Source organism: Micromonospora sp. NPDC047074, from assembly GCF_040643815.1.
GTDB lineage: Bacteria > Actinomycetota > Actinomycetes > Mycobacteriales > Micromonosporaceae > Micromonospora.
This window is the reverse complement of sequence record NZ_JBEYVB010000015.1, coordinates 13,586-39,758: the sequence shown is the minus strand read 5'-3', so window position 1 is coordinate 39,758 and position 26,173 is coordinate 13,586. Positions and strand designations below refer to the sequence as shown.

25 protein-coding genes, 1 tRNA gene and 1 pseudogene are annotated in these 26,173 nt (G+C 71.0%); 16 read left to right on the top strand and 11 right to left on the bottom strand.

Annotation, left to right across the window (positions count from 1 at the left end; translation table 11 throughout):
• The first annotated feature begins 21 nt into the window (after window positions 1–21).
• The 5 genes from ABZ809_RS19615 to tsaD all read left to right on the top strand — a co-directional run bounded on the left by ABZ809_RS19615 (window position 22) and on the right by tsaD (window position 2,808).
• Entirely contained in the window at window positions 22–480 is a 459-nt protein-coding gene (locus ABZ809_RS19615; protein WP_357563969.1) for a transcriptional repressor, read from the top strand.
• 269 nt (window positions 481–749) lie between these two features.
• Window positions 750–926, top strand: a complete 177-nt coding sequence (locus ABZ809_RS19610; protein WP_357563968.1) for a hypothetical protein — start codon at window positions 750–752, stop codon at window positions 924–926.
• A 15-nt stretch (window positions 927–941) separates the two neighbouring features.
• Window positions 942–1,205, top strand: a complete 264-nt coding sequence (locus ABZ809_RS19605) for a CGNR zinc finger domain-containing protein (RefSeq protein WP_357564060.1) — start codon at window positions 942–944, stop codon at window positions 1,203–1,205.
• A gap of 11 nt (window positions 1,206–1,216) precedes the next feature.
• On the top strand, window positions 1,217–1,768 hold the full coding sequence (def, locus tag ABZ809_RS19600) for a peptide deformylase (protein WP_357563967.1): 552 nt from the start codon (window positions 1,217–1,219) through the stop codon (window positions 1,766–1,768).
• Between the two features lie 2 nt (window positions 1,769–1,770).
• On the top strand, window positions 1,771–2,808 hold the full coding sequence (gene tsaD, locus ABZ809_RS19595) for a tRNA (adenosine(37)-N6)-threonylcarbamoyltransferase complex transferase subunit TsaD (RefSeq protein WP_357563965.1): 1,038 nt from the start codon (window positions 1,771–1,773) through the stop codon (window positions 2,806–2,808).
• A gap of 44 nt (window positions 2,809–2,852) precedes the next feature.
• Here tsaD and ABZ809_RS19590 read toward each other — a convergent pair whose 3' ends face one another.
• The 3 genes from ABZ809_RS19590 to ABZ809_RS19580 all read right to left on the bottom strand — a co-directional run bounded on the left by ABZ809_RS19590 (window position 2,853) and on the right by ABZ809_RS19580 (window position 5,881).
• Window positions 2,853–4,616, bottom strand: a complete 1,764-nt coding sequence (locus ABZ809_RS19590; protein WP_357563963.1) for an FtsX-like permease family protein — start codon at window positions 4,614–4,616, stop codon at window positions 2,853–2,855.
• The gene (locus ABZ809_RS19585) at window positions 4,617–5,279 is read right to left on the bottom strand and encodes an ABC transporter ATP-binding protein (protein WP_357563961.1); all 663 of its coding nucleotides are present in this window, start codon (window positions 5,277–5,279) and stop codon (window positions 4,617–4,619) included.
• Window positions 5,280–5,341: 62 nt separating this feature from the next.
• Entirely contained in the window at window positions 5,342–5,881 is a 540-nt protein-coding gene (locus ABZ809_RS19580) for a PadR family transcriptional regulator (protein ID WP_357563959.1), read from the bottom strand.
• Between the two features lie 505 nt (window positions 5,882–6,386).
• Between ABZ809_RS19580 and ABZ809_RS19575 the strand changes: the two genes are divergently transcribed.
• The 7 genes from ABZ809_RS19575 (at window position 6,387) to ABZ809_RS19545 (ending at window position 12,645) form a co-directional block, all read left to right on the top strand.
• A complete protein-coding gene (locus ABZ809_RS19575) occupies window positions 6,387–6,767 on the top strand; it encodes a hypothetical protein (protein ID WP_357563958.1) in 381 nt (126 codons plus the stop codon).
• 293 nt (window positions 6,768–7,060) lie between these two features.
• The gene (locus tag ABZ809_RS19570) at window positions 7,061–7,951 is read left to right on the top strand and encodes an ABC transporter ATP-binding protein (protein ID WP_357563957.1); all 891 of its coding nucleotides are present in this window, start codon (window positions 7,061–7,063) and stop codon (window positions 7,949–7,951) included.
• Window positions 7,948–9,246, top strand: coding sequence for a hypothetical protein (locus ABZ809_RS19565; protein ID WP_357563956.1), 1,299 nt, complete (start codon window positions 7,948–7,950; stop codon window positions 9,244–9,246). The genes ABZ809_RS19570 and ABZ809_RS19565 overlap by 4 nt, the downstream gene beginning before the upstream one ends.
• 38 nt (window positions 9,247–9,284) lie before the next feature.
• A complete protein-coding gene (locus ABZ809_RS19560; protein ID WP_357563955.1) occupies window positions 9,285–9,584 on the top strand; it encodes a hypothetical protein in 300 nt (99 codons plus the stop codon).
• 462 nt (window positions 9,585–10,046) lie between these two features.
• Window positions 10,047–10,403, top strand: coding sequence for a metalloregulator ArsR/SmtB family transcription factor (locus ABZ809_RS19555; RefSeq protein WP_357563953.1), 357 nt, complete (start codon window positions 10,047–10,049; stop codon window positions 10,401–10,403).
• A complete protein-coding gene (locus tag ABZ809_RS19550) occupies window positions 10,400–11,128 on the top strand; it encodes a hypothetical protein (RefSeq protein WP_357563952.1) in 729 nt (242 codons plus the stop codon). Before ABZ809_RS19555 ends, ABZ809_RS19550 begins: the two co-directional genes overlap by 4 nt.
• A 230-nt stretch (window positions 11,129–11,358) precedes the next feature.
• Window positions 11,359–12,645 carry a cation:proton antiporter gene (locus tag ABZ809_RS19545; RefSeq protein WP_357563951.1) on the top strand — a complete coding sequence of 429 codons (1,287 nt, stop codon included), beginning with the start codon at window positions 11,359–11,361 and terminating at the stop codon, window positions 12,643–12,645.
• A gap of 311 nt (window positions 12,646–12,956) precedes the next feature.
• On the opposite strand, the gene ABZ809_RS19540 is transcribed toward ABZ809_RS19545, so the two are convergent.
• The 3 genes from ABZ809_RS19540 to ABZ809_RS19530 all read right to left on the bottom strand — a co-directional run bounded on the left by ABZ809_RS19540 (window position 12,957) and on the right by ABZ809_RS19530 (window position 17,091).
• Entirely contained in the window at window positions 12,957–14,198 is a 1,242-nt protein-coding gene (locus tag ABZ809_RS19540; protein ID WP_357563949.1) for a DUF1501 domain-containing protein, read from the bottom strand.
• Between the two features lie 18 nt (window positions 14,199–14,216).
• Entirely contained in the window at window positions 14,217–15,515 is a 1,299-nt protein-coding gene (locus ABZ809_RS19535; RefSeq protein WP_357563948.1) for a DUF1800 domain-containing protein, read from the bottom strand.
• Between the two features lie 436 nt (window positions 15,516–15,951).
• Window positions 15,952–17,091, bottom strand: coding sequence for an FUSC family protein (locus ABZ809_RS19530; RefSeq protein WP_357563947.1), 1,140 nt, complete (start codon window positions 17,089–17,091; stop codon window positions 15,952–15,954).
• Window positions 17,092–17,450: 359 nt separating this feature from the next.
• Between ABZ809_RS19530 and ABZ809_RS19525 the strand changes: the two genes are divergently transcribed.
• Window positions 17,451–18,497: a D-Ala-D-Ala carboxypeptidase family metallohydrolase gene (locus ABZ809_RS19525; protein ID WP_357563946.1), complete on the top strand. Its 1,047-nt coding sequence runs from the start codon at window positions 17,451–17,453 to the stop codon at window positions 18,495–18,497.
• A 133-nt stretch (window positions 18,498–18,630) separates the two neighbouring features.
• On the opposite strand, the pseudogene ABZ809_RS19520 reads toward ABZ809_RS19525, so the two are convergent.
• A pseudogene (locus ABZ809_RS19520) lies at window positions 18,631–18,851 on the bottom strand (hypothetical protein); the annotation flags it as partial.
• Window positions 18,852–19,086: 235 nt separating this feature from the next.
• Window positions 19,087–21,723: a LuxR C-terminal-related transcriptional regulator gene (locus tag ABZ809_RS19515; RefSeq protein WP_357563945.1), complete on the bottom strand. Its 2,637-nt coding sequence runs from the start codon at window positions 21,721–21,723 to the stop codon at window positions 19,087–19,089.
• A gap of 340 nt (window positions 21,724–22,063) precedes the next feature.
• Here ABZ809_RS19515 and ABZ809_RS19510 point away from each other — a divergent pair, with 340 nt between their 5' ends.
• The 3 genes from ABZ809_RS19510 to ABZ809_RS19500 all read left to right on the top strand — a co-directional run bounded on the left by ABZ809_RS19510 (window position 22,064) and on the right by ABZ809_RS19500 (window position 23,592).
• The gene (locus ABZ809_RS19510; RefSeq protein ID WP_357563944.1) at window positions 22,064–22,627 is read left to right on the top strand and encodes an RICIN domain-containing protein; all 564 of its coding nucleotides are present in this window, start codon (window positions 22,064–22,066) and stop codon (window positions 22,625–22,627) included.
• A 355-nt stretch (window positions 22,628–22,982) separates the two neighbouring features.
• On the top strand, window positions 22,983–23,132 hold the full coding sequence (locus ABZ809_RS19505) for a hypothetical protein (RefSeq protein ID WP_357563943.1): 150 nt from the start codon (window positions 22,983–22,985) through the stop codon (window positions 23,130–23,132).
• 181 nt (window positions 23,133–23,313) lie between these two features.
• Complete coding sequence (locus tag ABZ809_RS19500) at window positions 23,314–23,592, top strand: hypothetical protein (protein WP_357563941.1); 279 nt, start codon at window positions 23,314–23,316, stop codon at window positions 23,590–23,592.
• Between the two features lie 183 nt (window positions 23,593–23,775).
• Here the strand turns inward: ABZ809_RS19500 and ABZ809_RS19495 are convergent.
• From ABZ809_RS19495 to cmk, 3 genes are all read right to left on the bottom strand, one after another.
• Window positions 23,776–23,849: transfer RNA gene (locus ABZ809_RS19495), tRNA-Pro, on the bottom strand.
• A gap of 199 nt (window positions 23,850–24,048) precedes the next feature.
• The gene (gene der / locus ABZ809_RS19490; RefSeq protein WP_357563940.1) at window positions 24,049–25,446 is read right to left on the bottom strand and encodes a ribosome biogenesis GTPase Der; all 1,398 of its coding nucleotides are present in this window, start codon (window positions 25,444–25,446) and stop codon (window positions 24,049–24,051) included.
• Window positions 25,443–26,123, bottom strand: coding sequence for a (d)CMP kinase (gene cmk, locus ABZ809_RS19485; RefSeq protein WP_357563939.1), 681 nt, complete (start codon window positions 26,121–26,123; stop codon window positions 25,443–25,445). The genes der and cmk overlap by 4 nt, the downstream gene beginning before the upstream one ends.
• Between the last annotated feature and the right edge of the window lie 50 nt (window positions 26,124–26,173).

The following is a 26,173-nucleotide window of genomic DNA, read 5'->3' as shown; positions in this document are numbered from 1 at the left end:
GTGTGCGCGGAGGAGTGGCGATTGAGCACATCGGGAGCCGACCGGGTGGACGCCGCGCTGAGGCGCTCGCGTCGTGCGGGCCTGCGCAACACCGCAGCACGCCGGGCGATACTTGACGAGCTCGCCCGCGCGGTCGGCGACCAGGGGCATCTCACCGCGACCCGACTGCACCACGCGCTACTCGCCCGCGGCCTGACGGTGGAGCTTTCCACGGTGCACCGGGTGCTGGCCCAACTGGTCGAGCTCGGCATCGCACACACCGTGCCGGTCGGCAGGACAGTCACCTTCGGGCTCGCCGACGACGCGCACCACCACGCCGTCTGCGCGGGCTGCGGCGACATCCGACAACTGCCAGCCGCGGCGGTCGCGGCGAGCGTCGCCGCCGCACGAGCCGCCGGCATCGAGGCGGATCCCAGTGGGCATCCCACGGGTGTCGTCGTCTACGGACGGTGTAGGCGGTGCCGGACAACGACTCACTGACAACCCGGCTAGCCGGGCAACGGTCAACCACGGCTGCGGCGTCGGTCGGGCCGACACGCCCGTCGAACTCACGCGGGACAGGGGTGAGCAACCGCAGCGGCCTGGCCGACAGCCACCGACTGGCCATGCGGGCGGTAGCCCTGGCGAACGCGCGACTCGACGATCTCCGCAGCATGTGAGCGCTGCTGGCGGACCAGCCTCGGCTACGCGACGCCGTCACGGAAGCCGACCTGTCCGCGCTGCGGATAGCCTCGCGTCACCTGCGCGAGGTGTTCGACAACGTGGCGGCGGGGCGAGAGCCGCAGGCGGTAGACCGGCTCAACGACATGCTGGGCAGGTACCGGGTCCGGCCATCGAACTCCGGCACCTCGGCAGACGACTGGCACATGCACGTCGCCGCCCCCGGCACCCCCTACTCGGCCGAGTATCTTGCCGCCGCCGTGTGAGGACTCGCCACGTGGCTGTGCGAGCGGGGCATCAACAGGCTCGGCGTCTGCGCGGAACCGCGATGCCGGACCGCGTTCCTCGACGACAGCAGCAACCGAGTCCGCCGATTCTGCTCCGCGCGGTGCGCCACCCGCACCCATGTACGCGCCCACCGCGCCAGACAGCAGGCGCCCCCGCCCGGACCGACACCCCCGCTGGCCCAGCTCTGGCACTCGGCCAGGTGCCACCGACGCCACACTCCTTCCCAGCCTTACTGCCATGTATATGTAACTGCATAGAATGGGCAGCTATGGAGAGGCATGCCGGCGGCACCGCGAGGCCGATCACCCGCTACGGCACCCCGGTGCTGCACCGCCGGTGCGCCCCGGTGACCGTGTTCGACGACGCGCTCGCCGCGCTCGTCGCCGACATGTTCGCCAGCATGTACGCCGCCCACGGGGTCGGACTGGCCGCCAACCAGGTCGGCGTCGACGCCCGGATCTTCGTCGTCGACTGCCCCGACGCCACCGGCGCCCACACCATCGCCCACGTGGTCAACCCCGTGCTCCACCTACCCGAGCACCGGGAACTCGTGACCGACACCGAGGGATGCCTGTCCGTCCCGGGACAACAGGCCGACCTGGCCCGCTCCGCCACCGCCGCCGTCACCGGAGTCGACCTGCACGGCGAGCCGATCCGCCTGGACGGCACCGGCACCCTCGCCCGCTGCTTCCAGCACGAGGTCGACCACCTCGACGGCCTCGCCTACGTCGACCGACTCCCCGTCAAACAGCGCAAACAGATCCTCGCCGCCAGCACCGAACACCCCGGCGTCGGCGTCAGCGCCCGCGAGGGCAACTGACGATGCCGGTCGTCCTCGGCATCGAAACGTCCTGCGACGAGACCGGCGTCGGCATCGTCGCCGACGGCGTCCTGCTCGGCGATGCCCTGGCCACCAGCATGGACGAGCACGCCCGCTTCGGCGGCGTCGTACCCGAGATCGCCGCCCGCGCCCACCTGCACGCCATCACCCCGATGGTCCGGCACGCCCTCGACCGCGCCGGCATCGGCTTCGGCGACATCGACGCCGTCGCAGCGACCGCCGGCCCGGGCCTCGCCACCGCCGTGCAGGTCGGCCTCGCCGCCGGCAAGGCCTACGCCCTCAGCCTCGGCGTGCCCCTCTACGGCGTGCACCATCTCGCCGGCCACGCCGCCGTCGACATCCTCGAACACGGCCCCCTACCCGCCCGCTGCGTCGCACTGATCGTCTCCGGCGGCCACACCAGCCTGCTGCTCCTCGGTGACCTCGCCCACGACCCGGTCATCCACCTCGGCGACACCGTCGACGACGCCGCCGGAGAGGCCTTCGACAAGGTCGCCCGTCTGCTCGGCCTGCCCTACCCCGGCGGCCCAGCCATCGACCGCATCGCCCGCGACGGCGACCCCCAAGCGATCACCTTCCCGCGACCGATGACCGGCCCACACGACCCGCCCTACCGGTTCTCCTTCTCCGGCCTGAAGACCGCGGTGGCCCGCTGGGTCGAACAACGCCGCGACCAGCCAGTTCCGACAGCCGACGTCGCCGCCTCCTTCCAGGAGGCCGTCGCCGACACCCTCACCCGCAAGGCCCTCGCCGCCTGCCGCGACCACCACGCCGACACCCTCCTGCTCGTCGGCGGCGTCGCCGCCAACAGCCGCGTGCGCGCACTCGCCGAACAACGCTGCCGCACGGCCGGCGTACGGCTACGAGTCCCCTCACCACGACTCTGCACCGACAACGGCGCCATGATCGCCACCCTCGGCGACCTCCTCGCCGCAGCCAACGTCACACCGGACCCACTCACCCTCGGCGCCGCCCCGTCCGCCGTCCTACACGGCGCACTCCTGCACGGCCCACGCTGACGACACGACCGGGGCGGCGGCGGCACTACCGCCGTTGACGGCTGTCAGGTCGGTACGGACTGGAGTGTGTCCACGACCGGGCGCCGTGTGGCAACCATCGCGGGGATGGTGGTGAGCGCGGCGATGGCGAGCAGGACTCCGAGTGCGGTGGCGAGCAGCCAGGAACCGGGTAGGTACTGGACCTCGCCGGTGCTGACGGACGCAACAAGCCCGATGCCGGCCGGAATCCCTACGGCGACGCCAGGTATGGCGGGAAGCAGTTGCGCTAGCGCCAGGCCCACGCCGGCCTGCGCGGGCGTGGCGCCGAGCGCCCGCGCTACGGCCAGCGGCTGCCGGGCGTCGAGGACCGCGGTCCAGGTGCTCACGACGGCGTTGATGAGCGCAAGAATGCACAGCACGACGGCGAGCACGAGCGTGGCCTGCTCGCCCCGTTCCACCCGGGGATTGGCGAGCTCCGTGTAGCCGAGGTCGAACTGCACCACCTGGGTGTTTACCGTGAGGATGGCGACGAGCGCGGTCGTGGTGATCAGGGTGTTCACCGTGACCAGCCGGGCGCGGCGCGGCCGGCGCGCGTTGATGCGTACCCCGATCAGCAGGGCGGTGGGCAGCCGCCGCGACAGCCAGATACGCCACCGCCGGCGTCGCGGTGGCGTTGCAGCGTCGGCCAGCGCGTGGACGGTGCTGGTGGTGGCGGCGCGCACCACCGGTACCAGAGTCGCCGCCACAGCGATCGTGAGGGCGAGGGCCGTGACGGCGATCGCCGTGCGCAGCCCGGGCGGCTGGGCGTTGACGGAGCCGATGAGTCCGGCGCTGGGGCGGATGAGCACCGGTGCGGCGAACCAGCCTGCGGCCAAACCGGTGACGGCGGCGGTAAGCCCGATCACGAGATACTCGGCGAGGTGGACGGCGGCGATCATGGCCGGTCCGGCGCCGGCGGCCTTGAGCAGTCCCACCCGACGGCGCTGGCCGATGATCCGGCCCGCGACGATGCCGGCGACGCCCGCCAGCGCAAGGCCGTTGAGAAGCCAGCTGCCGACGAGCAGCACCATCCGCGCGTCGCTGTACAGCCGACCGTTGAGATGGCCGATCTCCTGCCAGGTGGTGAGGTGGGGGCCGACGGTGTACGTGGAGCTGGCCGCCGGGTCGGCGAGTTTGAGGTTGAGGGTGTACGACAGCGGCTGGCTGCCCGCAAGCGTGGCGATGTCACTGCGGTCGACCCAGACCAAGCCGCCGCGTTCGACCAGGACGCTGTTCGGGTAGTGCCATCTGGCGTACGGGTACGTCGCTCTCGCGGCGGTGACTGCGGTCCCGATCACGCGCAGCGGATGGCCGTCGACGCTGACCGTGTCGCCGGTGCGGATGCCGAGGGCGTCGGCGAAGAAGCGCTCGACGACCACACCGCCGGGGCGTACCCAGGTGCCGTCGGTAACAGCGGGCCGGTCGACCGATACGGGTGCGTCGTCCCGGCCCTCGACGACGACGTGCGCGGACCTGCCGTGGGCCGTCATCGTCAGGTAGGCAATCGGAAAGGGGCCGCTGTGGTCGGTGACGCCGGCTGCGGTGGTCATCGATGCGAGCTCGTCCAGCGCGGCCTGGCTGGTGGCACGGGGTGTCACGATCACGTCCGGGCCCGCGGTGGCGGTCCGGGTCTGCTGGTATGACCGGTGGGCTATTTCGTTGAGGGCCAGACCGAGGGTCAGCGTGGCGGTGGCGGCGGTGATGGCGGCCAGGAGCAGGACGGTTTCGGTTCGGCGTCGGCGCAGGTCCCGCATCAGCAGCCGGCAGACGAGCAAGAGGCGGCCGGACATTCAGCGCCGCCCGTCGTAAACGGTGCCGGTGGCGGTGCTGGCGAATCGATTGTCGTCGGCGAACGCGCCGTCACGCATGGAGATCACCCGGTCGGCGACCGCAGCGATGCGAGCGTCGTGGGTGACCACCACGAGGGTCTGTCCTGCGGCGCGCAACTCTTCGAACAACCGCAGCACCTCCAGGGTGGCGGCGCTGTCAAGGTTGCCGGTGGGTTCGTCGGCCAGCACGACCAGCGGCTCGTTGCTCAACGCGCGGGCGATGGCGACGCGCTGGCGCTGCCCACCGGACAGCGCCGAGGGCAGGTGCGCGGCGCGGTCGGCCAGCCCGACCTGGTCGAGCAGGTACATTGCCCGCTTGCGGGCCCGCCCCGGTGACTGGCCGGTTAGCAGCGCGGCCAGTTCGACGTTCTCCACCGCGGTGAGCTCGTCCATGAGATGGAACGACTGGAAGACGAACCCGACGTGATCGCGCCGCAGCCGGGCCAGGGCCCGTTCGCTCATCGTGTCGATCCGGTGCTCAGCCAGCCACACCTGCCCGCCGGTCGGGCGTTGCAGCCCGCCGAGCAGGTGTAGCAGGGTGGACTTGCCGCAGCCGCTCGGGCCCATGATCGCCAACGTCTGTCCGGCGGGTACGTCCAGGTCGACCTCGTCTACCGCGCGCACCAGCCCGCTGTCGCGGCCATACTGCCTGGTCAGTCCGCGCGCTCGCAGTACCGTCGATCCGGTCACGCTTCCGCCCTCCGCCCAGGCCGATCACCCACGGTCCACATGCGTTCGCACGCCTCCAACCACTCCAGGTCGGCCCGCAGTCGCAGCACGACACCCTCCAGCAGCAATCCGGCAACCGGGTCCACCGACCGGTCCAGTGCGGCCCGCTGGGTGTCGCGCAGCCGGCGCAGCACCTCGCGCCGCTGAGCGTCGACCAGGGCCACTGGATCGGCCAACCGGGCGGCTGCGGCGGCCACCAGCTTGAGATGGAATTCCGTGAGGTCGGGCTTCGGCCAGCTCACCTCGGTCAGCCAGGCGGCGACTCGCTGTTGCCCTGCCGGGGTCAGCGCGTAGACCCGCCGGTCGGGCCGGTCCGGCAGGCCCTCGGCCCGCTCCGAGGTCACCAGTCCGGCCTTGGCCAGCCGGTTCAGCGTCACGTAGATCTGCCCGGCGTTCATCGCCTCGCCGAGTGGGCCGAGCGCGTCGCGCATCCGGCTGCGCAGCTCGTATCCGTGCGCTGGCTCCTTCGCCAGCATGGCCAGCACCACGTCCTGCACCCGGGCAACCCTTCCAGATGGATCGCTAATAGATAACCGCTATCTATAGGGCTGTCAAATTCGGCGCGGATGCGGATGCGGATGCGGCCGCGACCAACCTGGGTGGTGTTCTGCGCGCAGTGCCAGGGTGGCTGCCGCAACCCGGCTCGCCGGTAACGGAACGTCACGACAGCCGCACGCCCGTTCCCGTGGGTCCGCGGAACCCGCCAGCCTGCTCGCGGCTCGGTAGTGCCTGCCATCTCTTACGACGCTGTGCACGTTTGGCTGTACCTGGCGGTGCACGTTGACCCGCACGCCGACACTGCTCGCCGGATACGTCATCGTCGTGGCCATGTCCCACAGCCACGGAGCGCCGGGCGGCCCCGCCGAGCGGGTCCGCCCGGCGGGCGTCGGTGGCGGCTTACGGAGGGCGAGGTGCCGGTGCCCGGACTGCGGCTGCTGCCGCCACCGTCCACGGGATCGACCCGCCACCGTCAGGACGCGGCGGCCTGACCTTCCCGTGTAGGTGACAAAGAGTTACCGCGGCGGCGGGAACCATCTGCCGCGCCGCAGCATCGGCCAGTTCGCCGCCCAGTCCCTGGCACTGGCACTGCTGTGCACCCTCTTCGGCGCCATCGCGATCACCATCGGCGCCGCCACCGGCAGCCGCGCCACGGCACTCGCCGGCAGCACCGTCGTCGGCGTCCTCGCCTACGCCGCCAACACCTTCGCCACCCAACTCGACGCCGACGGCCTCCGCCACCTCTCCCCGTTCCACTACTACATCGGCAACGAGCCGCTACGTAACGGCTTCCAATGGACCGACCTCGGCATCCTCGCCGCAACCATCGGCGTACTCGTCGTCCTCGCCACCGCCGCCTTCAACCGCCGCGACCTGACCAGCTGAACCCTCAGCCCGTCTTCGCCGACCGATCCCCGGCGGGACGGGAGGGGGGCGAAGTCCAGCACGTGGCCCGGTTTGCCGACCCGCCCACCTTCATCCGGTCGGGTCGGCGCCACCATCAGCCGGCCGCCATGCTCCGGCTGCCGTCGAGGACCCGCGCCAGCGACGCCGACGGCGTCCGCCGCGTCTACCCGACACATGCTTCCTGATGGTGGCTTGCGGGCGTACGCTCCGTTGAGGAGCGCCGGGAAGTCTGGTCGGCAGTCGTGGTGTCGCGTCGACCGAAGAGGGCTCCCATGGATGCGTTCGCTGTTCGCACCGAAGGTCTCACCAAACGCTACGGGCGGCTCCTCGCGCTCGACGCGCTCGACCTCGCTGTGCCGACCGGGTCGGTGTTCGGGTTTCTCGGCCCGAACGGCGCCGGCAAGTCGACCACCATCCGCCTGCTGCTCGGCATGGCCCGACCGACCGCGGGGCACGCCCGGATCTTCGACACCGACGCCCAGGACGTACGCACCGCACACCGGTCGTTGGCGTACGTGCCCGCCGATGTGGCGCTGTGGCCGCAACTGACCGGCGCCGAGACCCTGGAGCTGCTGGGGCGCACCGGTCCCGGTGTCGATCGGGGCTACCGCGACGAGTTGGTCGAGCGGTTCGCGCTGGACGTGTCGAAACCCGGCCGGACCTACTCGACCGGGAACCGGCAGAAGGTGGCCCTGGTGTCGGCCTTCGCCACCCGCGCCCCCCTGCTGGTGCTCGACGAGCCGACCAGCGGCCTGGACCCGTTGATGGAACGGGAGTTCCAGCGGGCGGTCGCCCAGGCCCGCGAGCGGGGGCAGACGGTGTTCCTCAGCTCCCACCAACTCGCCGAGGTCGAAGCCGTGTGCGACCGGGTCGCGATCCTACGCGCCGGCAAGCTCGTGGAGATCGCCGACGTCGCGGACCTCCGACGACTGCACCGCGGCCAGGTCGAGGTCACCTTCGCCGGCACCGCACCCCGGCTGGACGAGGTGCCGGGTGTCGAGGCGGTCGAACGGGTCGGGCCCGCGCGGCTGCGGTTCACCCTCACCGGCCCGCCCGCGTCGGCCCTGCGGGCGCTGGCCACGGCGGACGTGACCGCGCTGACGATCCACGAGCCGACACTTGAGGAGATCTTCCTCGACTACTACGACGAGGTGTCCCGGTGACCGCCGTTGACGCGCGGGCGCCGCAGGCCGCCCGGGCAGCCGGGGACGCCAGCGCGAGGAACGCGGTGACCTGGCTGGCTGTCCGTCAGATGCGGCGCGGGGCGCTCATCGTCATCGTCCTCGTCGGCGGCATGTCGGCGATGGTCGCCACCACCTACGCCAGCACCGTCGGCGACGCCATGGACGCCGACGCCCTCGCCGCACTGGCCGAGAACCCGGCGATCCGTACCCTGTTCGGTCAGCCGGTCGCCCTCGACACCGCCGGCGGCTTCACCGTGTGGCGCACCGGCACCATCCTCGCCGTCCTGGTCGGGGCCTGGGCGCTGCTCACCGCCACCCGCATCACCCGCGGCGCCGAAGACGCCGGCCACTGGGACCTGCTGCTGTCCGGCAAGATCCCCCTGCCCACCATCGTGATGCGCCACGCCACCGTGACCGTCACCGCCGCGCTGCTCGTCGGAGGCACCACCGCGACCGCCCTCACCGCCGCCGGCACCCCACCGGATGGTGCCGTGCTGCACGGCGCCGGCCTCGCGCTGGTCGGCGTGTTCTTCACCGCCGCCGGAACCCTCGCGGCACAGACCTTCCCGAACCGCGCCGCCGCGAGCGGAGCCACCGTCGCGCTGCTCGGCGCCGGGCTGCTCCTGCGCATGATCGGTGACGGCGTCGACGCACTCGGATGGCTGCGCTGGCTGTCCCCGTTCGGCCTCACCGCGCTCTCCCGTCCGTACCACGACAACCGGGTCCTCCCGCTGGTCGTGCTGGCCCTGGCCGCTTCCGCCGTACTCGCCGCCATTCCCGCGACGGCCGCGCGCCGGGATGCCCGGGGCAGCTGGCTCGCACCTCGCACCAGCCGCGCGCCACGGCTGCGGCTCCTCGGCTCGATCCCCGCGTTCGCCCTCCGGCGACTGCTGCGCCCGCTCGCCGGCTGGACCGCCGGCGTCGGCGCCTACTTCCTGCTCATCGGGCTGCTCGCGGTGTCCATGACCGACTTCCTCGCCGACAACCCGCAGTTCGCCGACCTCGCCGCGCAGGCCGGGTTCGCCGGTCTCGGCTCGGTCGAGGGCTACGTGGCGGCTATGTTCGCGCTGCTCGCCATCCCGGCCGGGATCTTCACGCCGTACACGTCGCCGCCATCGCCGCCGCCGAAGCCGACCGCCGGCTCACCCTCATCTACGCCGGACCCGTCACCCGGCTCCGACTCCTCACCGCAGAAGCCGCCACCACCGCAACCGGTGCCGCGGCACTCACCAGCACGGCCGGGCTGGCCACCTGGATCGGAGCGAGAAGCATAGGCGCACCCCTGCACCTCGGGGCGGCACTCGCGGGCGCGGTGAACGTCCTGCCGATAGCGGCGCTCTGCCTCGGGGCCGCGATCTTCGCTCTCGGCTGGCTACCCCGCGCCGTCGCGCTCGTCGGCGCCCTACCCGCCGCAGGCGGTTTCCTCCTCCAGGTCATCGCCGACAGCACCAACGCCCCCCACTGGGTCGGCACGCTGTCCCCTTTCACACACCTCGCCGCAGTGCCCGACGCAGCACCCGACTGGCCCGGAGTCATCGGCATGCTCACCGCTGCCACCGCCCTCGCCGCCCTTGGCGCCATCGGATACCAACACCGCGACCAACGCACCTGACCAGCCACGGCACGACCGCCCTGCGTTGGTCAGCGGGCCCGGGAGTGGTACCGCCCGGGCGGGGAGCGCCGCCTGCCGCAGTGTCGCAGCGGCGTCTACCCAATCGACCGCAAGATACCGATGCGGCCTCCGAGCAGCATCAGAGATGCCGGACGAGCGGGCCGATCAGGGCGACAAGCTGGTGTGCGCCGAAGATGGCCCGGATCTGCGCGCTCGCGTCGGCCGGTCAGCCGAATGTCTACTGGCTCCGGCGGGACAACGTAATCAGCTTGAGGAGCGTCGAGCCGAGATTCAGCGTCGCCGCTCGTAAAGGTCTTACGACCCGACGAGAGCTTCGTCGCCGTCCCACTGGTCATGTGGCTCGTCCTGCTCGGTGCCGGTGTCGCACGAACGATGTGCTCCGACGTCCTCGTGCCCGTACGAGGCGTAGCGACGTGACGGGCCGCCTGATACTATTTCGGTGTGACGCGAAATACCGAAGAAGCGACGAGCGGCATCTTCGCCGCGCTCGCGCACGGTGGCAGGCGCGACATCCTGCGCTTCCTGCGCGACCGGGACTTCGTGCGCGCCGGCGACATCGGCGAGGCGCTGTCGATCAGCCCGAGCACCCTGTCGGGGCACCTCAAGGTGCTCCGACAGGCAGGGCTCGTCGAGTCCCGTCGCCGAGGCACCGAGATCCAGTACCGGCTCCGGATGAGCCTCGTGGACGAGGCGATCCTGGCCCTGTCCTCGCTGCGCCGGGAACAGCCGCAGGGCGAGCTCGGCAGTGCCGGGAGCACCACACCGACGACGAACGACCGAGAGGAACCTTTCCGATGAGCACCACGCAGAGGACCGCGACCGCGCAGGGCGACGCCGCACCGCCATCGTGGGTGACGATCCCCTGGCCGGGAGCCGCGGTCGCACTGGGCGCCGTCGCCGCCATGGTGACGACCTCGATCGTCGCCTGGCCCGAGATGTCCGCCGAGATCGTCACGCGAGCGGCCGACGGCCGCCACGGCGAGAGCGTGTCGAACCGTGCCGTGACGGCCGTCGCGCTTCCCCTGGCACTGCTCGGGCTGACGGCGCTCCTGTCGGTGGTGCTCCGCCTCGATCACGAGCTGCTACACCGGACGTCGCTCGGTCGGGACCGCGACCCGGAGCGGGCGCGGCGGGTCCTCAGCTGGACGCTGTCCGGGGTGTCGGTCGTCCTGCTGGTCCTGCACGTCGGGCTGGTCTCGCTCCACACGGGTGACGAATTCCCCCTGGAACAGGCGGTGGCGGGCGCCGTCGGCGTCCTCCTAGCCTGCCTCGGAGCGGCGCTGCCACTTGCCGCACCCGGCGGACGCTTCGACGGCCGTCTTGAGCACTTCCGGGCCGCACTGGGGCCGGCCTATCGCCTCGCAGCATTCGTCCTCGTCGTGGGTGGGGTGGCCACGATCGCGGCCGCGACGATCTCCGCCGGGGCCGCCCTCGTGGCCGCGGCATCCGCCGTGGCGGGCGCGTTCCTCGTGGTGATCGGCGTGGCGCTCCACCGGCGGTCCAACACCGGCGGGCGGCGCTGAGGGAGCGACGAGCCCAGCCGGCCGGGTACGTGGGCGGCCTCGCACCGCCCGGACAGAGTTGCTGGTCAGCGAGGGTAGGTTCTCCCACCGGCGCGCGGCCCGGTCCCGGCCGTGGTCGCCGTCACCGTGTCGGTGCGGCGGCGTAGACAGCCCGCTATGATCGCTGCGATCTGTGGAGCGCCGGGAAGTCTGGTCGGCACCGTGACGAACCGTTCCCTCCGGAGGTCTCCGTGCTGCTGCTCTGCTTCGCCGTCGTCCTGCTGGCTGCCGTGCTGGTGTCGGCGCTGGCCCACCGGACGATCCTCTCCACGGCGGCTCTGTTCCTGGTGGCCGGGTTCGTCCTGGGTGAGGACACCACGGGCGTGCTACATCTGCGGGCCGACTCGCCGATCGTGGCCCAACTCGCGGAACTCGCGCTGTTCGCCGTGCTGTTCACCGACGGCATGCGGGTCGGCTGGGCCGACCTGCGCTCGGCATGGCGGCTACCGGGACGGGCGCTCGGCTGGGGCCTGCCGCTGACCCTGCTGATCACCGCGGCGCTGGCGCACTACATTGCCGGGCTGGACTGGCCCGAAGCCCTCCTGATCGGCGCGATCCTCGCCCCGACCGACCCGGTGTTCGCCGCCGCGCTGGTCGGCAACGACAAGGTCCCCGCCCGGTTACGGCACCTACTCAACGTCGAGTCCGGAGTCAACGACGGCCTGGCGCTGCCGTTCGTGGTGGTGCTGCTCGCCGTGGCCGCCGGTTCCGACGACCTGCATCTCGGTGAGCTCGCCACGGAACTGGCTCTCGGACTCCTGATCGGAGTGTTGGTGCCGCTGGCGGCGATCGCGCTGGAACGGACCCGCTGGTTCGCCGCCTCGGCCGCCTACGCCCCCCTCAACGGGGTCGCGATCGGGCTGCTGGTGCTGGCGTTGGGCAAGGCCACCCACGGCAACCTCTTCCTGGCCGCGTTCGCCGCCGGGATCACCGTCGCCACCTTCGGACCTCGACAGCGGGCCACCTTCGAACACTTCGGAGAGAACGTCGCCGAACTGCTGAAGCTCGCCGCGCTCCTGGTGTTCGGGGCGCTGATCTCGGTGCAGTTCCTCGGCGAGATCTCCTGGGCCGGGTGGGTGTTCGCGGTGCTCGCGATCGTGGTGGCTCGTCCGGTCGCCCTGGGGATATCGTTCCTCCGCTCGGGGCTCGGCCTACGGGAGCAGGCTGCCGCGATGTGGTTCGGCCCCAAGGGCTTCGCGTCAGTGGTCTATGGGCTGCTCGTCCTGGAATCCGGCATCGCTGCCGCAGACGAGGTGTTCCACCTCGTGGCGCTGACGATCGTCATCTCGATCATGGCGCACTCGTCGACCGACGTCCTCGTCGCCCGGGCGTTCGACGAAGGCCGAGAGACCCCGAACTGGCACGGCGTACTACGACGCGCACGGCGGCGCGGTCGCGACAGCGCCGTCGAAGCAGCCCTCCCTCTCGCCAACCAACCCGGCGACGAACGGGACCAGGGGACCTCGCCGACCTGCTGACCCGAGTGAGGGTCGCCTCCTCCGGCACGTGACAGGTCACCGGGCCACGAGGGAAAGGGTACGACCGTGACGGGACCACTGACACCTGCGTCGTACGCGCTGCCGCTGGTGGAGGTACGCATCACTCAGCTCGACCTGGCCTGCCTGCCGGAGACCGGAGCCGTATTCGACCGGCTGTTGGCCTGCGACAGGAGCAGGTCGTGGTCGATCTGGCAGGGCGCGCACGAACCGCGGACAGCCGTGCCGGCGCCAGTGAGGACCGACGACCGCCGCCGTGTCCTAACGCTGCGGCTGGCGGGATCGCCCGAGGCTCAGAGAACGCCGTCGAGTCGGCCACGCCAGCCGCCGAGCACCGCGCCTGGGTCGGTGTCGAGCACCCGCGCGAGCAGCGTGGCGTAGATGTCCCGGAAGTCGGTGGTGAATCGGAGGTCGCCGTCGTCGAGGTCGGTGAGGCTCGGCGCTTCTCCGTACAGCCCGCCCCGCACTCCGGAGCCGAGCAGCAGCACGTTCGAGGCGGTGCCGTGGTCGGTGCCGTCCGAGGCGTTCGCCCGTACGCGGCGGCCGAACTCCGAGTAGACGGCCACCACCACCTTGCGGCCCGCCTCCGTGCGCGCCATCCGGTCCGCGAATCCGCTGACCGCCCTGTCCACCTGACCGAGTAGGACCTCTTGCAGTTGCTTCTCGTCGGCGTGGGTGTCGAAGCCGCCCAGGGACACCGAGAAGACCCGGGTCGAGACCTCTGCCTCGACACACTGGGCGACCAGGTCCAGCTGGGCGTCGAGCGGGGTACGCGAGCCACCGGTCGCGGTGGCCGGGGCCCCTTCGCCGTCCGGCTCCTGTTCGGCGGCCGCCTCGGAGTCGCGTACCTCGCGGATCATCTCCTCGACGCTGCGCAGGTCGGCGAAGCACGCCGCCGCGCGGGCCCGGGCCGGGGTGTCCTCCGGCGCGGCGGCGGCGAACTCGGCGAGCGTGGCTTGCGGCAGCACGCGGGACGCCTTGCGTTCGGCCGCCGGCACCGCCGCTCCCGCACTGCGTTCCCCGGCCAGTAGCGGGGGCATGGCCGGTTCGAAGGAGACCGCGAGCCGCGGGTCGCCTCCGGCCCGATCGAGCCAGCGCCCGAGCCATCCGGTGTTGCCGGGCCGCTCGGGTTCGGCGGTCTGCCAGATGTCCATCGAGCGGAAGTGACTGCGGTCCGGCTTCGGGTAGCCGACGCCCCGGACCACCGCCAGCCGCCCCTCGCCGTGCAACCGGTGCAGGCCGGCCAGCGCCGGGTTGAGCCCAACCTCGTCGTCCAGCCGCTTGACCTCCTCGCCGGTGTACGCCAACTCCGGGCGGGCGTCGTGGTAGGCAGGATCGGCATACGGGATGACCGTGTTCAGGCCGTCATTGCCGCCGTAGAGGGTGACCAGCACCAGGGTGCGTGCCCGCGGGTCCCGGTCGCCCGAGGTGGCGAGCAGGTCGCTCAGGCGGTAACCGGTGGCTCCGGCCGCCAGGGCGCTCGCGCCGACCACCCCGCTGGCCACCAGGAACCGCCGTCGGGTCAGGGTGTCCATGCTCTCGTCTCCTCCCGGTCAGCAGACCGCGTACTCGGGGCTGACCAGGCCGGCCACGATCAGCTTGCGCGGTTGGCCGGCCAGCGGGGTCAGGGCGGCCCGGGTGCGTTCGCTCCAGCCGTCGACCACCAACAGCCGGGCCAGCGCGTCCGGCCGGCCAGCAGGTGGCGCGGCCGTCAACCGGGCCAGCACCGGTCGTGCTGCCGCACCCGCGACCGTGTCGGCCAGGCGTAGTTTGGCCTGCACCGACGAGGTGGTCAGCCAGGCGGTACCCGCTGGCCAGCCGCCGACGCTCGGTGGCCGCAGCGGCACCTGGTCCATCGCGGTCAGGCCGGCGAGCAGCCGCCGCTGGACCGCCTCGGGCAGGTCCGCGGGCCGCACGCCGAGCTGCCTCAGCGCACCGACCAGCCACTCGACCGGCTGCTTGACCAGGGTGTCCCGGGTCTGCGCGAAGGCCGGGGCGGTGAAGATCCGGCGCAGCGTGGTCGCCGTGTCCGGGCCGGCCAGATCGGCCGGCGGCTCCTGCGCTCCAGCGAAACGGAACCAGAGCCGGCCGGCCACGAACCGCGCCGTCTCCGGCCGCCCCGCCAGCAGCTTCGCGTACGACGCGGCGTCGAACTCGCCGCGCTCACCGAGGATGGTCTTCGGGCCGGGATCGTGCCGGCGGGGCTCGAACCGGGCCACCCCGGTGCCCCGGTCCACCACCCAGCCGGTGAGCGCCCGGGCGCCCTCCTTCACGTCCGCCTCGGTGTAGCCGTTGCCATGGCCGAGCGTGAACAGTTCCATCAGCTCACGGGCCAGGTTCTCGTTGGGCGCCTTGCGGCTGTTGCGCTGCCCGTCGAGCCAGAGGATCAGCGCCGGATCCCGCAGCATCGCGTCGACCAGCGGCGGCAACGGCCCCAGCCCGTGACGGCGCAGCGTCTCCAGGTGGCGAAGCATCAGGGAGGCTGACCTGACCTTCCGCTCGCTCGTGGCCCAGTGTCCGTGCCAGAAGAAGAGCAACTTCTCGCCCAGTTGGTCCCCGGCGGTGACCATGCGGTCCAGCCACCAGTGGATGAGCCGCAGCGTCTGCTCCCGGCGCTGCTGGTTGGCCTGCTGACGCTGCTCCCGGGTGGAATCCCGCGTCAGCCGCGCGGCCGGGTCGGCGCCGAGGTCCGGCAACGGGATGGCCGTCCCGCCCTGGCCGTCGCCGGGCGGCGCCAGCAACCGGTCGAGGGTGGCCGCCACCCCGGCCCGCTCCGCGTCGTCCACCTCGTCGGCAGTCGGCCCGAACGTCGCCCGGCGCAGCAGGTGCGCCACCGCTTCCCGCTCAGTCATGTGAGCCGACCTTAGTCGAATCATGTTCGAGAACGGTAAATGCCCGGTACGGGCACGATCCGGGCTGGTCCCGTGCCACACGCGCCAACGGTTGGTCAGCCTGTCGGGGCGGCCATCAAGTGCCCGTCAGCGCGGAACGCCTCGTGGCCAGGCTGTGGATACTGTCGTACGCGGCCAGGGACCTGCGTGCTTCCAGCCCGAGAGCAGGTCCTGGCCGGCGCAGTCGACCATCAGGATGGCGCGGGGTGCGTCCGCCGCTCGCCGGCCGGCCGGCGACGGTCAGGACCACACCATGGCGCGGGCGCATTCTCGTGACTCGACGTGGGCGACAGCGCCAGACGAACGACCCGTGTCGCGACAGCGGCTCCGCCGCTCACCTTGAACATTCTATGCCTCGGGCCAGCAGGTAGAGGACGAGCCGAATCCTGGAACCCCGCTATTCCTGGTACGCCCTCGAAGCAACATCCTGACGGTGCTCGGCTTCGGGTTTACTCAGTCCTGTGGCACGCATAACGTTGACGCTCATGACTTTTATTTGCCCTACGGCGGTGGCGCCAGCCGTCCCGAGCCCCGCTTTCAGCGCCGCCTCGGCCTGGCCGGCAGCCTGCATGGCGGCACGTTGAACGGCGATGGCAGGCTTACTCTGCGGTGAGAATCCGTCGCGCACATGGCGGACAGCGAAGGCAAGGCACCGCAGGGCATCGACCAGACTGTCCGGCAGCGGCTCCTGATATCGGATCGAGGTTCTGAGGCTCATCCCCAACGGGCGGCTCACCTCCAGAGTCCGCAACAACAAGCCGGCACCATGTTGCCAACCCTGCAATTCCCTGCGTTGGCGCCAGCGCAGCGGCGAAACCGCGACGACCTCTGCCGCACCCGCCAGCGTCGCTTCCAGTTCGTCGACCTTGACGGCACGCAACCGGTCGATCACGTCCTTGGCGAGAGCCGCGTCCCGCGTGGCCACGGCGTCGCTGGCCCGGACGAGTTGTTCGGCGAGTTGACTCAACGGCGGGCCGGCGGCCCGCCGGACACGATAGATCGGGTCCAGCGGCAGCACGATCAGCGACACGACGACACCGACCACGCCGCCGACCGTCCCGTCAACGAGGCGCGGAACCGCGACGTCGGTCGAGGCGGGAGCCAGCACTGCGATTACCATGGCGCTACCGCCCACCTGGGCGAGAAATCCTCCCTCACCACTGAGTCTCCCGGCCAGAAGAATCGCTACCGCCACGATGAGGCCGATCGTGAGGTAACCGGTGCCGATCAACGCCACCAGGAGGTCCGCCACGACGATGCCCACGGTCACCCCGGCGATGACATACACCGTGCGGCGGATGCGGTGCCCGATCGAACTCGCGATGGTGCTGACCGCGATCGCGGGGGCGAACACCGGTTGCGGGTTGTGGAGCACATCCTTCGCGACATACCAGGCCAGAGCGGCGGCGAGACCCGCCTGCGCGGCCACGAGCAGACTCGGTCGCAACTTGCGCAGCTGGTCCGTAACGGTATCGCGACCCCGCCGCCCCAGGGACGCCACCGCATCGTCGAACCGCTCGCCGGAACGCGCACTCATCCGGACACCTCAGCCCAGATGCCTGCCCGTCGAACTGACACACACGGGGCTACCCGTCCGACCACACCCCAAACCAGGAGGGTTGCGCCCACAGGGAGCGTGGCGCGGGTGGTGGCGGCTGAACGGCGCCACGGATCGCACACCGGCGACCAGCGCGCCAGGGGTGCCTTTCACCTGGCGAAAACGGCTGCGAGCGCGATGCGTAGCGGAATGGTCACCCCATTCACCTTGACTCGGCGACAGTGATTGCCCTAAATGCCATAAATGGGCTGAGGCTTGCTGGCGCGACCAGCTGACCAGCAGCCAGCCGCACCAACGACATTGGGAGTGCTGAATGCTCAGACAGGGTCCTCCGACTCTTGGTCGCCGCAGCGATGACTATCGGCATCTCGGCCGTCACGGTCGCCACCGTGAGCGCGCCGGCACAGGCCGACGCCTGCTACACCTGGAACCGGGTCCTGAAAGAGGGCACCAGCGGCGAAGACGTCCGGCAGCTGCAGATTCGCGTCTCCGGCTATCCGGGCTACAACGCCAGGATCGTCCTCGACGGCAAGTTCGGCCCCGCCACGAAGGCGGCGGTCATCCGGTTCCAAAAGGCGTACGGACTGGCTGCCGACGGAGTGGCCGGGACAAACACGTACAGCAAGATCTACGCCCTGCAGGACGCCGACTGCACCCCGGTCAACTTCAGCTACGCCGGGTTGAACAGGTGCAACTCCGACTGGTCCGGAGGGCCCGTCTCGGCCAAGCAGGCGAAGGCGAACGCCCTGGTCACCATGTGGAAGCTACAGGCGCTACGCAAGGCACTGGGTAACCAGCCGATCCAGATCAGCAGCGGCTTCCGCAGCCACGCCTGCAACAACGCGGTGGGCGGCGCGTCGACCAGCCGCCACCTGTACGGCGACTCGGCCGACATGACCGGATCGCCGTCGCTCTGCACCCTGGTCCGGCAGGCCCGCTACCACGGCTTCCGGGAGATCCTCGGCCCCGGTTACAGCGGCCACGGCGACCGCGGACGGGCGCGCCCCGACGTGCCCGTCCGGACCCGGCTCGCCCGACCGGCTCCGGCGGCGATACCACCGATGAAGCCGTGGATTCCAACCCGCGCTCAGCCCCATGGCCTGGGGGCACGCCACCTACCTCACCGAACGCGGCTCGCACTGGATCCTCGGGGTGCGTCCTGCCGACAGGGGTCACGTCAACCAGACAACCGACGCCGGACAGTCGGGCGTGACCGAGGTGTCCTCTCCGGAGCTGCCGGCGTCGTTCCGTCTGTGGAACTCCTCGAACCGGCAGCAGCGGCGTGCGGGCGGTATGCGTCCTTGCGGCGGCGTACCAACCCGCTCATGCGCACACCCGGGGCCGGCGAACCGGTCGATCGAATTCGACGACCCCGTGGTCGGTAGCGCCATGAACGCCGCCGTCGGCGGTGCGCGCAGCGGCGATAGAAACACCTGCGCACGGCTCGCCGCCTGTCCGTCAGGACCGGCGTCGTCGCGGTGCGTGAAGTCGCACAGCGTAGGGCAGCGCGCTGCCGGCGAAGAGCGTCGCGCTGACCGCGAGCGCGGGGACCCGGACGTGATTCAGCGCAGATCGGTGTCCGGGGCGTGCGGCCCGGCGCGTAGCGCCCGATCGACCTGGGCGTAGGTCGGAAACAGGATCAGGTCGTGGGCGATGACCGCGCCGACGAACCAGAGCAGCATCCGGCCTTTGGTCGGCTCCCCGGACAGCCGCAACGCGGCCCAGCCGGCCACGGTCCACCTCCATCGTGCGGTCGCCAAGATCTTGGCCAGCGGCCCAGCCGCCGTCGGGGCGTTGCGCTGGCCCGATAGGGCGTTGCCGGGGCGGGGCGGGTGCGAGGGTCGCCGGGAAAGCTCGACGGCCATCGCTGGTTGCGCTCCGGCGGAGCCCGGTTGTCGGCATTGTCCAGGGCGATCGGGACACCGCGTCGTTGCCGGCCGGTTGTACCTTTGCTCATCGGTGAGCGGCACTGGCTCAGCGGCCCCGATCGGCTGCCCCGCTGGCATGGTGGCCGCCCAGCACCTCGGCGAGTTCTGCGCGGCTGCTGATGCCCAGCTTGGTGTTGATCCTGTACAGGTGGTTCTCGACCGTGCGCACCGATACGACCAGCCGGTGTGCGATCTCCCGGTTGGACATGCCCTGCACGGCGAGCGCGCCGATCTCCCGCTCCCGGCCGGTGAGGGGCAGCGGATGGACCGCGGCTCTTGTCGTGGGGGACCCGACCCCCTCGCAGTCCTGGATCAACCGTCGCACCCGTGCCTCAGCTTGGTGCGAGGCCCCGCGATACCGCACCCCGCGGTACGCGACGGCCGCCTGCGCGGCCGCGTCGGCGGCAGCCAACAGGTCGCCCATTCGTTCCAGCATGTCCGACACCTTCAGGAGGGCGTCGCCGTCGCCTGAAGCCAACGCGGTCGCGTGCGCGGCGGCGCCCCGTGCGCGTGGACCGTCCACCAGATGGGTCAACGTGGTGATCCGCTCGGCTGCCGACCGATCGCCGAGGCATGTCGCCGCGTGCAGGGCCAAGACCTCGTGGGCGGCCTGTCCGGATGCCGCCGCCACCGACGCGGCCTCCCGCGCGAAGGTGACCGCCTCGCTCGGCACACCCTGCGCCGCCGCGAGCCAGGCGTACGACAGCAGCGTGTCCGGTCGGAGGCACCGGATCATCGGGTGCGCCCGAACACGCAGCTTCGCTGCCACCTCGGTGGCTGCCGCCAGTTCACCGGTGAGGGCCAGTGCGCGGACGAGTGGTATCAGGCATACATATTCGAAACCGCCGGCCTGGTCGAACGGCTCGAGCCCGGCATACGCCTCACGCAGCCAGCGCAGGGCGGTGACCGGCCGCCCCTGGGCCAGGAGCACCTCGCCCATCAGCATGCCGGCGATCGCCGTCGGGAGCTCCAGTCCCTGGACCGACTCCCAACAGTCGCGTGCCACGACCGCGGCCTCCCCGAGGTAGCCTGCCAGACGTAGCGCGAGTAACTGTCCGGCCACCAAAGGAAGCCGCAGGAAGGCATACTGCGCCGCGTGGCCGGCCGCAGCCGCACCCCGCGCCACCGGGATGGCGAGTTCGTCGGCCCGGCCGGCAGTGGCCAGGCCGATGACGCATCCGGTGGCGGCCAGGAGGACGGACTCGTCGGGTAGCAGCGGGCATTCGAGTGCCGTCATCGCAGCCTCGATTGCCCGGACCGGGCGGGCAAGTTGTCCGTGGAACAGCGCGCGTAGCGCCAAGAGCTGCATTTGGCCGTCGTCCCCGAGAAGCTGGGACTCAGCGGCGTCAAGGATCGCCTCCGCCTCGGCCGGCTGTGCTGCGATCCACGCCAGGTCGATCGCCCGGGCCACCGTGGCCCGGACCAACTCGGCGGCCGTCCCGGCAGTCGCCGTCAGCGCCGCGAAGTCGGCGCCGGAGGGTCGACTCAGCCCATTGAAGGCACCCATCAGGATCATCGATGCTTCGAAGCCGCCGCCGGCGGCTTGCGCCGCCTGCCCGAGCCGTACCGCAGTTGGCAGGTCACACAGTTGGCCGGCACGGCGGCCGGCCTCGATCAGCAGCCGCCAGTCCGGGGCGAGATCCGAGTCCACGGCCAGCACGGCGCGACGCAGGAGGTCATCGGCCTGGCAATACCCGGCGTCGGCGAGCGCCTGACTGACCTGCCCGCGTAGTCGTCGTGCCCGCAGTGTCCCCATGCGGGCCCGCCTGACCTCGCCGAAGAGGGGGTGCGCCAGCCAGGCTTCGAGTCGTCGCCCCGCAACATCGACGCGGATCAGCCCGCTCTCCTCGGCCCGTTCGACCGCCGACAGTTCGGTGAGGCCGGCGAGCAGGCGAACATCCAGCGGTTCCGCGAGGGCGAGCAGGTCGACCACCAGAACCTCCGGCTCCGTCAACTCGCCCATCCGGGTCGTCACCAGATCCGTCAGTTCGGGGGACATCAGCGCCCCACCGGACCACCGCCAGATTCCCCGGACCGGCTGCAGTCGGCGGGCCTCGACCTCTCCGGCGACGAAGTGCCGCAGGTACAACAGGTTGCCCCGGGTGAACTTCCATACGCTATCCACCGTTGCCCGTTCCACAGGACCGCCCAGTGCCGCCTCCAACAACGATCCGGTCTGTGGCCGCCCGAGCGGCCTCACCTCGAACCGCTTGACGTGGCCGTCCGTCCACAGCCGGGTGACAAGGTCCGGCACTGCTTCGCCGGCACGCATGGTGGCCACCACCACGGCCGCGCGCTGCACGACGAGTTGATGCACCACGAGCATCGACAGGTCGTCCAGCAGGTGGGCATCGTCGACCCCGAGTACCACGCGGTTATCGGGCACACGCGACAGGAACGCCCGGACCGCTTCGAACACGAGCCCGGCCGGGTCACCGCGCAGCGCACCGAGCAGTCCCGCGAAGACACCCAGGGCGAGTCCGCGCGACGCCGCGGTGCCGACAACCCATCGGGTGGTGGCGCCCTGCCGCTCCGCCAGCGCGACCGCCTCACGAGCCAGTCTGGTCTTTCCCACCCCAGCCGGCCCGGCCAGCAGAATGCCGTGTCCCGCCCCCGCCCGAACAACAGTCTCGATCGAACGCAGCTCGTCCTGGCGCCCCGCGAGAGGCCACGCCCGCCCCATACGCGGAGGCCAATGTCAGCGAAGGCGACACAACAGAGCCGGGCACGGAAGTGTCCGATGTCTGCCATCCCTCAGCCTCGATGCCGATGCCTTCGGGGCCGACAATCGCGTCCCGGCCTTCCCGGCAGGACGGCCCGCGATCTCTCGATCACTTCGTGGCCCAGAGCGCGTGAGTACGGCACTACTCACGACATCGACCATTGCCATAGGTAGGTTCCGATCTGCGCGTGGCTGGGGGTGTCGCGAGAGGACAGGCAGGGCCGACCAGTCCACATCCGCGCACGGTGTCGTCCCGGATCGACGCCATCGTTGTTGGAGAGTGAGGAGTGTCGCGAACACCATGACCAGAATCCAAAAACCGCTGGGGATCGTCGCGATGGCGATGGCGATGATTGTGGCTTTCGGCGCAGTCAGCGCCCCTTCGGCCCAGGCGAGCAGCACGACGGTTTCACCGATGCTCGTTCCCGCACCCAATCAATACTACGAGGTCAGGTCCCAGCTCGTTCCCTTTCGGTGCCTGGACGTCGCGCACGCCGGAAACGGCGATGGAGTGGCGGTCGTGGTGGCGAACTGTTGGGGTGGCGCCAACCAGAAGTGGCGGTTCGTGGACGTCGGTAACGAGTACTACGAGCTTCATCCGCTCAACAGTCAGCGTTGTCTCGACGTGGCGGGTTCGGGTCTCGACCAGGGTGCTCTCGGCATGCAGTGGGCGTGTTGGGGTGGCGCCAAGCAGCATTGGCGACTCGTGGACATCCCAGGTGGTTACCTCGAGATCAGAAATCAGCTCAATCAGCGGTGCCTGGACATCACCGGCAGCGGCGAGGAGCACGCCGCCCGAACAATGATCTGGGACTGCTGGGGCGGCGCCAAGCAGCGATGGTACCTGGTTCCGGTCAACCCGTGATCTTCTGATGCCGTACGGCTGACGGACCGGTCGTTGACCGGTCCGTCAGTTTCCTCGCCGCAGGCAGGGGTCGCGCGCTAGCTGATCGGCTACGTACGCGCGCCCCTGCCGTCGAGCCGCCCAGACGCTGCGGACCTGCCACCGCGGCCGGTGAGCCGGCAACGTCCTGCCGACCACGGACGGTGGCGTGTGTCATCGAATGGAACAACAGCGGACCCGCCGATCGGGAAGATTCGCGGGGTGCGATTGCGCGTCAGGCTGGGCGGGTGACGGGCTCCGGGTCGTTGACCTGGCTCGGGTCGGCGTCGTGATGTTGCGGCGATGGCGGTCGACAACCGCCCGGAGATGGGGCCGTGTGCGCTGCGGTGACCCGGCGCTGCTGGGGTTCGCCCTCAACGCCGTGTTCATGCAGAGCTGTCACACCACCGGAAGGTCGGCAGACCGGGACGCGATCGGCGCCGAACTGGTCGGGCTGGCCGCCCGGCACGCTCGGCTGTTGTCGTGACCTGCTGCTGAGGGTCAGAGGCGGAAGGAGGCAAGTTCGTCGTCATCGGGAGGCAGTTGGCGGGCGTTGCGGTATGCGGGGCATCGGCGGAGGTTCGAAGCAGAACGGCAGGTCCGGCGGACAGTGCTGATCCGCCCAGCCGGACGTCCGGCTCCACGCCTACGCCGATACGCCCGAGGAGTTGAGCGAGGGACACCGCCTCAGCCTTGGTCATCTTCTCGGGCTCAGCGGTCGGCCAGAAGGCAACGAGTGCCGGCGCGTCGACGACAACATGGTGCTCGTCTGCCAGGCGCGCGTCGCACCAAGCGCGCAGGACGCCGACCTGCCCTGCTTGCTGGTCAAGACGACCCTGGCCATCGACCTCACCGACGGCGACACCAAGGTCATCCGACGCACCACCACCCAGCCAGTCCGTAGCATCAAAGGCCAGCGACCGCAGATCGCTACCTCAGTTTCCTAGACCACCCGTCGCACATCACCCGGCGGAGCCACGTCGGACATCAGCTGACGGATCACAACAAGCCTGGATGCTTGGGCTTGACCAGCGGTCAAGAAGCGCTACCGGGCGGCGGACTTGACCGGCGTGGTCCCCAGAACGCAGAAAAGAGCCGACCCGATATCCGGATCAGCCCTTTGACCTGCGTCGGGACGGCCGGATTCGAACCGACGACCCCTTGACCCCCAGTCAAGTGCGCTACCAAGCTGCGCCACGTCCCGATGCTCTCGCCGGATCTCCCTGCGACAGCCGGTACAGCTTAGCGCAGGATCTTCGTGCCGTCCGCACTGGCCCCTCCCGTGCCAAGCCGCGTTGTCCGGGTCACCACCTCTCGGGCGTCCTAGGAGGATAGGGAAGTTGGTGGGCGCGAAAATGCCGGGTGGGTCGAGTCCCACCCGGCATTTGTGCCTGACGTCAGGGTCAGCCGTGCGCCTTGCCGCGGCCGCCGGGGCCGAGCTTCTTGCGGGGGCGTACGGAGATCTCGATCGGGCTGCCCTCGAAGCCGAACTCCTCGCGCAGCTTGCGCTCGACGAACCGCTGGTAGCCCGCGTCCAGCGGACCGGTGGTGAACAGCACGAAGCGCGGCGGGGCCACGCCCGCCTGGGTGGCGAAGAGGATCTTCGGGGCCCGGCCGCCGCGCACCGGGTGCGGGGTGGCCTGCACCAGCGCGGTCAGCCACGAGTTGAGCTGCGCGGTCGGCACCCGCGTCTCCCAGCTGGCCAGGGCGGTGCGCAGCGCCGGCGCGAGCTTGTCGACGGCACGGCCGGTGCGCGCCGACAGGTTGAGCCGGATCGCCCACGGGATCCGCCGCAGCTCGCGGTCGATCTCCTTGTCCAGGTAGTACCGACGGTCGGCGTCGACCAGGTCCCACTTGTTGAAGGCGATCACCAGCGCCCGGCCGGCCTCGGTGACCATGGACAGGATCCGCTGGTCCTGCTCGCTGATGACCTCGCTGGAGTCGAGCAGCACCACGGCGACCTCCGCGGCCTCGATCGCCGAGGCGGTCCGCAGGCTGGCGTAGTACTCGGTGCCGCTGGCCTTGCCCACCCGCTTGCGCAGGCCCGCCGTGTCGACCAGTTGCCAGGTCTCCCCGCCGATCTCGACCAGGCTGTCGACCGGGTCGACGGTGGTGCCGGCGACCGCGTCGACGACCGCCCGCTCCTCCCCGGAGAAGCGGTTGAGCAGGCTGGACTTGCCGACGTTCGGCCGGCCCACCAGAGCCACCCGACGCGGGCCGCGGGGGCGGTTCTCGACGATCTTCGGGGCCTCCGGCAGCGCGTCCATGATGGCGTCGAGCAGGTCGCCGGAGCCCCGGCCGTGCAGCGCCGACACGGGGTACGGCTCGCCCAGGCCCAACGACCACAGCGAGGTGGCCTCCATCTCGATGGAGGTGTTGTCGGCCTTGTTCGCGACCAGGATCACCGGCTTGGCGCTGCGGCGCAGCATCCGTACCGCCGCCTCGTCCACGTCGGTCGAGCCGACCATCGCGTCCACCACGAACAGCACCACGTCGGCGGTGGCCACCGCCGCCTCGGCCTGCGCCGCGATCGCGGCCGCCCGGTCCTTGGCGTCGGGCTCCCAGCCGCCGGTGTCCACCACGGTGAACTGCCGGCCGGCCCACTGCGCGTCGTACGGGACGCGGTCCCGGGTCACCCCCGGGATGTCCTCGACGACCGCCTGGCGGCGGCCGATGATCCGGTTGACCAGCGTCGACTTGCCCACGTTGGGGCGGCCGACCACGGCAACGACCGGCTGCGGACCGGTCGGCTCCTCGGTGTCGGCGTCCGGTTCCCGCAATTCCACCCATCCGTCGCTCATGCCACTCCCCGCTCGCTCAGCAGGTCACGCAGCCGCGCGACGACCTCGTCGATGCCCAGCTCGGTGGTGTCCAGCACCACGGCGTCGGCGGCCTGGGCCAGCGGGTCGGCCTTGCGGGTCGAGTCGAGCCGGTCCCGCCGGGCCAGGTCGGCCGCCGTGGCCGCCACGTCGGTGGCGTCCTCGGCGCTGCGCCGGGCCGCCCGGGCGGCCTCGGAGGCGGTCAGGTAGACCTTCAGGTCGGCGGCCGGCGCCACCACGGACCCGATGTCCCGGCCCTCGACCACGATCCGGCCGGCGTTCGCGATCATCTCGCGCTGCCGGTTGACCAGCAGCGCGCGTACCGCCGGCACCGCCGCCACGGCGGAAACCGCCCCGGTCACCTCCGGCCCGCGGATCTCGGCGTCGACGTTCACGCCGTCCGCCGTCACGCCGTACCCCTGGGGGTCGGTGCCGATGCGCAGGTCGACCTCGCCGGCGACCTTGGCCACCGACTCCGCGTCGGCCAGGTCGACCCCCGAGCGCAGCACCGCCCAGGTGATGGCCCGGTACATGGCACCGGTGTCGAGATAGCGGGCACCGAGGCCGACGGCGAGCCGCCGGGAGACGGTGGACTTACCCGAACCGGACGGCCCGTCCACAGCGACCACGCAGCGCCCGGCCCGTACGTTTTCCTCCACCGTCGTCCTCCTCAGCCCGTACCTCACGAAACGTCCATCGCGTCCCGCGA

Excerpts from the sequence above, each read along its gene's own strand:
- def (WP_357563967.1), top strand. The coding sequence starts at position 1,217 with ATGGAGAGGCATGCCGGCGGCACCGCGAGGCCGATCACCCGCTACGGC.
- tsaD (WP_357563965.1), top strand. The coding sequence starts at position 1,771 with ATGCCGGTCGTCCTCGGCATCGAAACGTCCTGCGACGAGACCGGCGTC.
- ABZ809_RS19590 (WP_357563963.1), bottom strand. The coding sequence starts at position 4,616 with ATGTCCGGCCGCCTCTTGCTCGTCTGCCGGCTGCTGATGCGGGACCTG.
- ABZ809_RS19570 (WP_357563957.1), top strand. The coding sequence starts at position 7,061 with ATGGATGCGTTCGCTGTTCGCACCGAAGGTCTCACCAAACGCTACGGG.
- ABZ809_RS19550 (WP_357563952.1), top strand. The coding sequence starts at position 10,400 with ATGAGCACCACGCAGAGGACCGCGACCGCGCAGGGCGACGCCGCACCG.
- ABZ809_RS19540 (WP_357563949.1), bottom strand. The coding sequence starts at position 14,198 with ATGGACACCCTGACCCGACGGCGGTTCCTGGTGGCCAGCGGGGTGGTC.
- ABZ809_RS19535 (WP_357563948.1), bottom strand. The coding sequence starts at position 15,515 with ATGACTGAGCGGGAAGCGGTGGCGCACCTGCTGCGCCGGGCGACGTTC.
- ABZ809_RS19530 (WP_357563947.1), bottom strand. The coding sequence starts at position 17,091 with ATGAGTGCGCGTTCCGGCGAGCGGTTCGACGATGCGGTGGCGTCCCTG.
- ABZ809_RS19515 (WP_357563945.1), bottom strand. The coding sequence starts at position 21,723 with ATGGGGCGGGCGTGGCCTCTCGCGGGGCGCCAGGACGAGCTGCGTTCG.
- ABZ809_RS19510 (WP_357563944.1), top strand. The coding sequence starts at position 22,064 with ATGACCAGAATCCAAAAACCGCTGGGGATCGTCGCGATGGCGATGGCG.
- der (WP_357563940.1), bottom strand. The coding sequence starts at position 25,446 with ATGAGCGACGGATGGGTGGAATTGCGGGAACCGGACGCCGACACCGAG.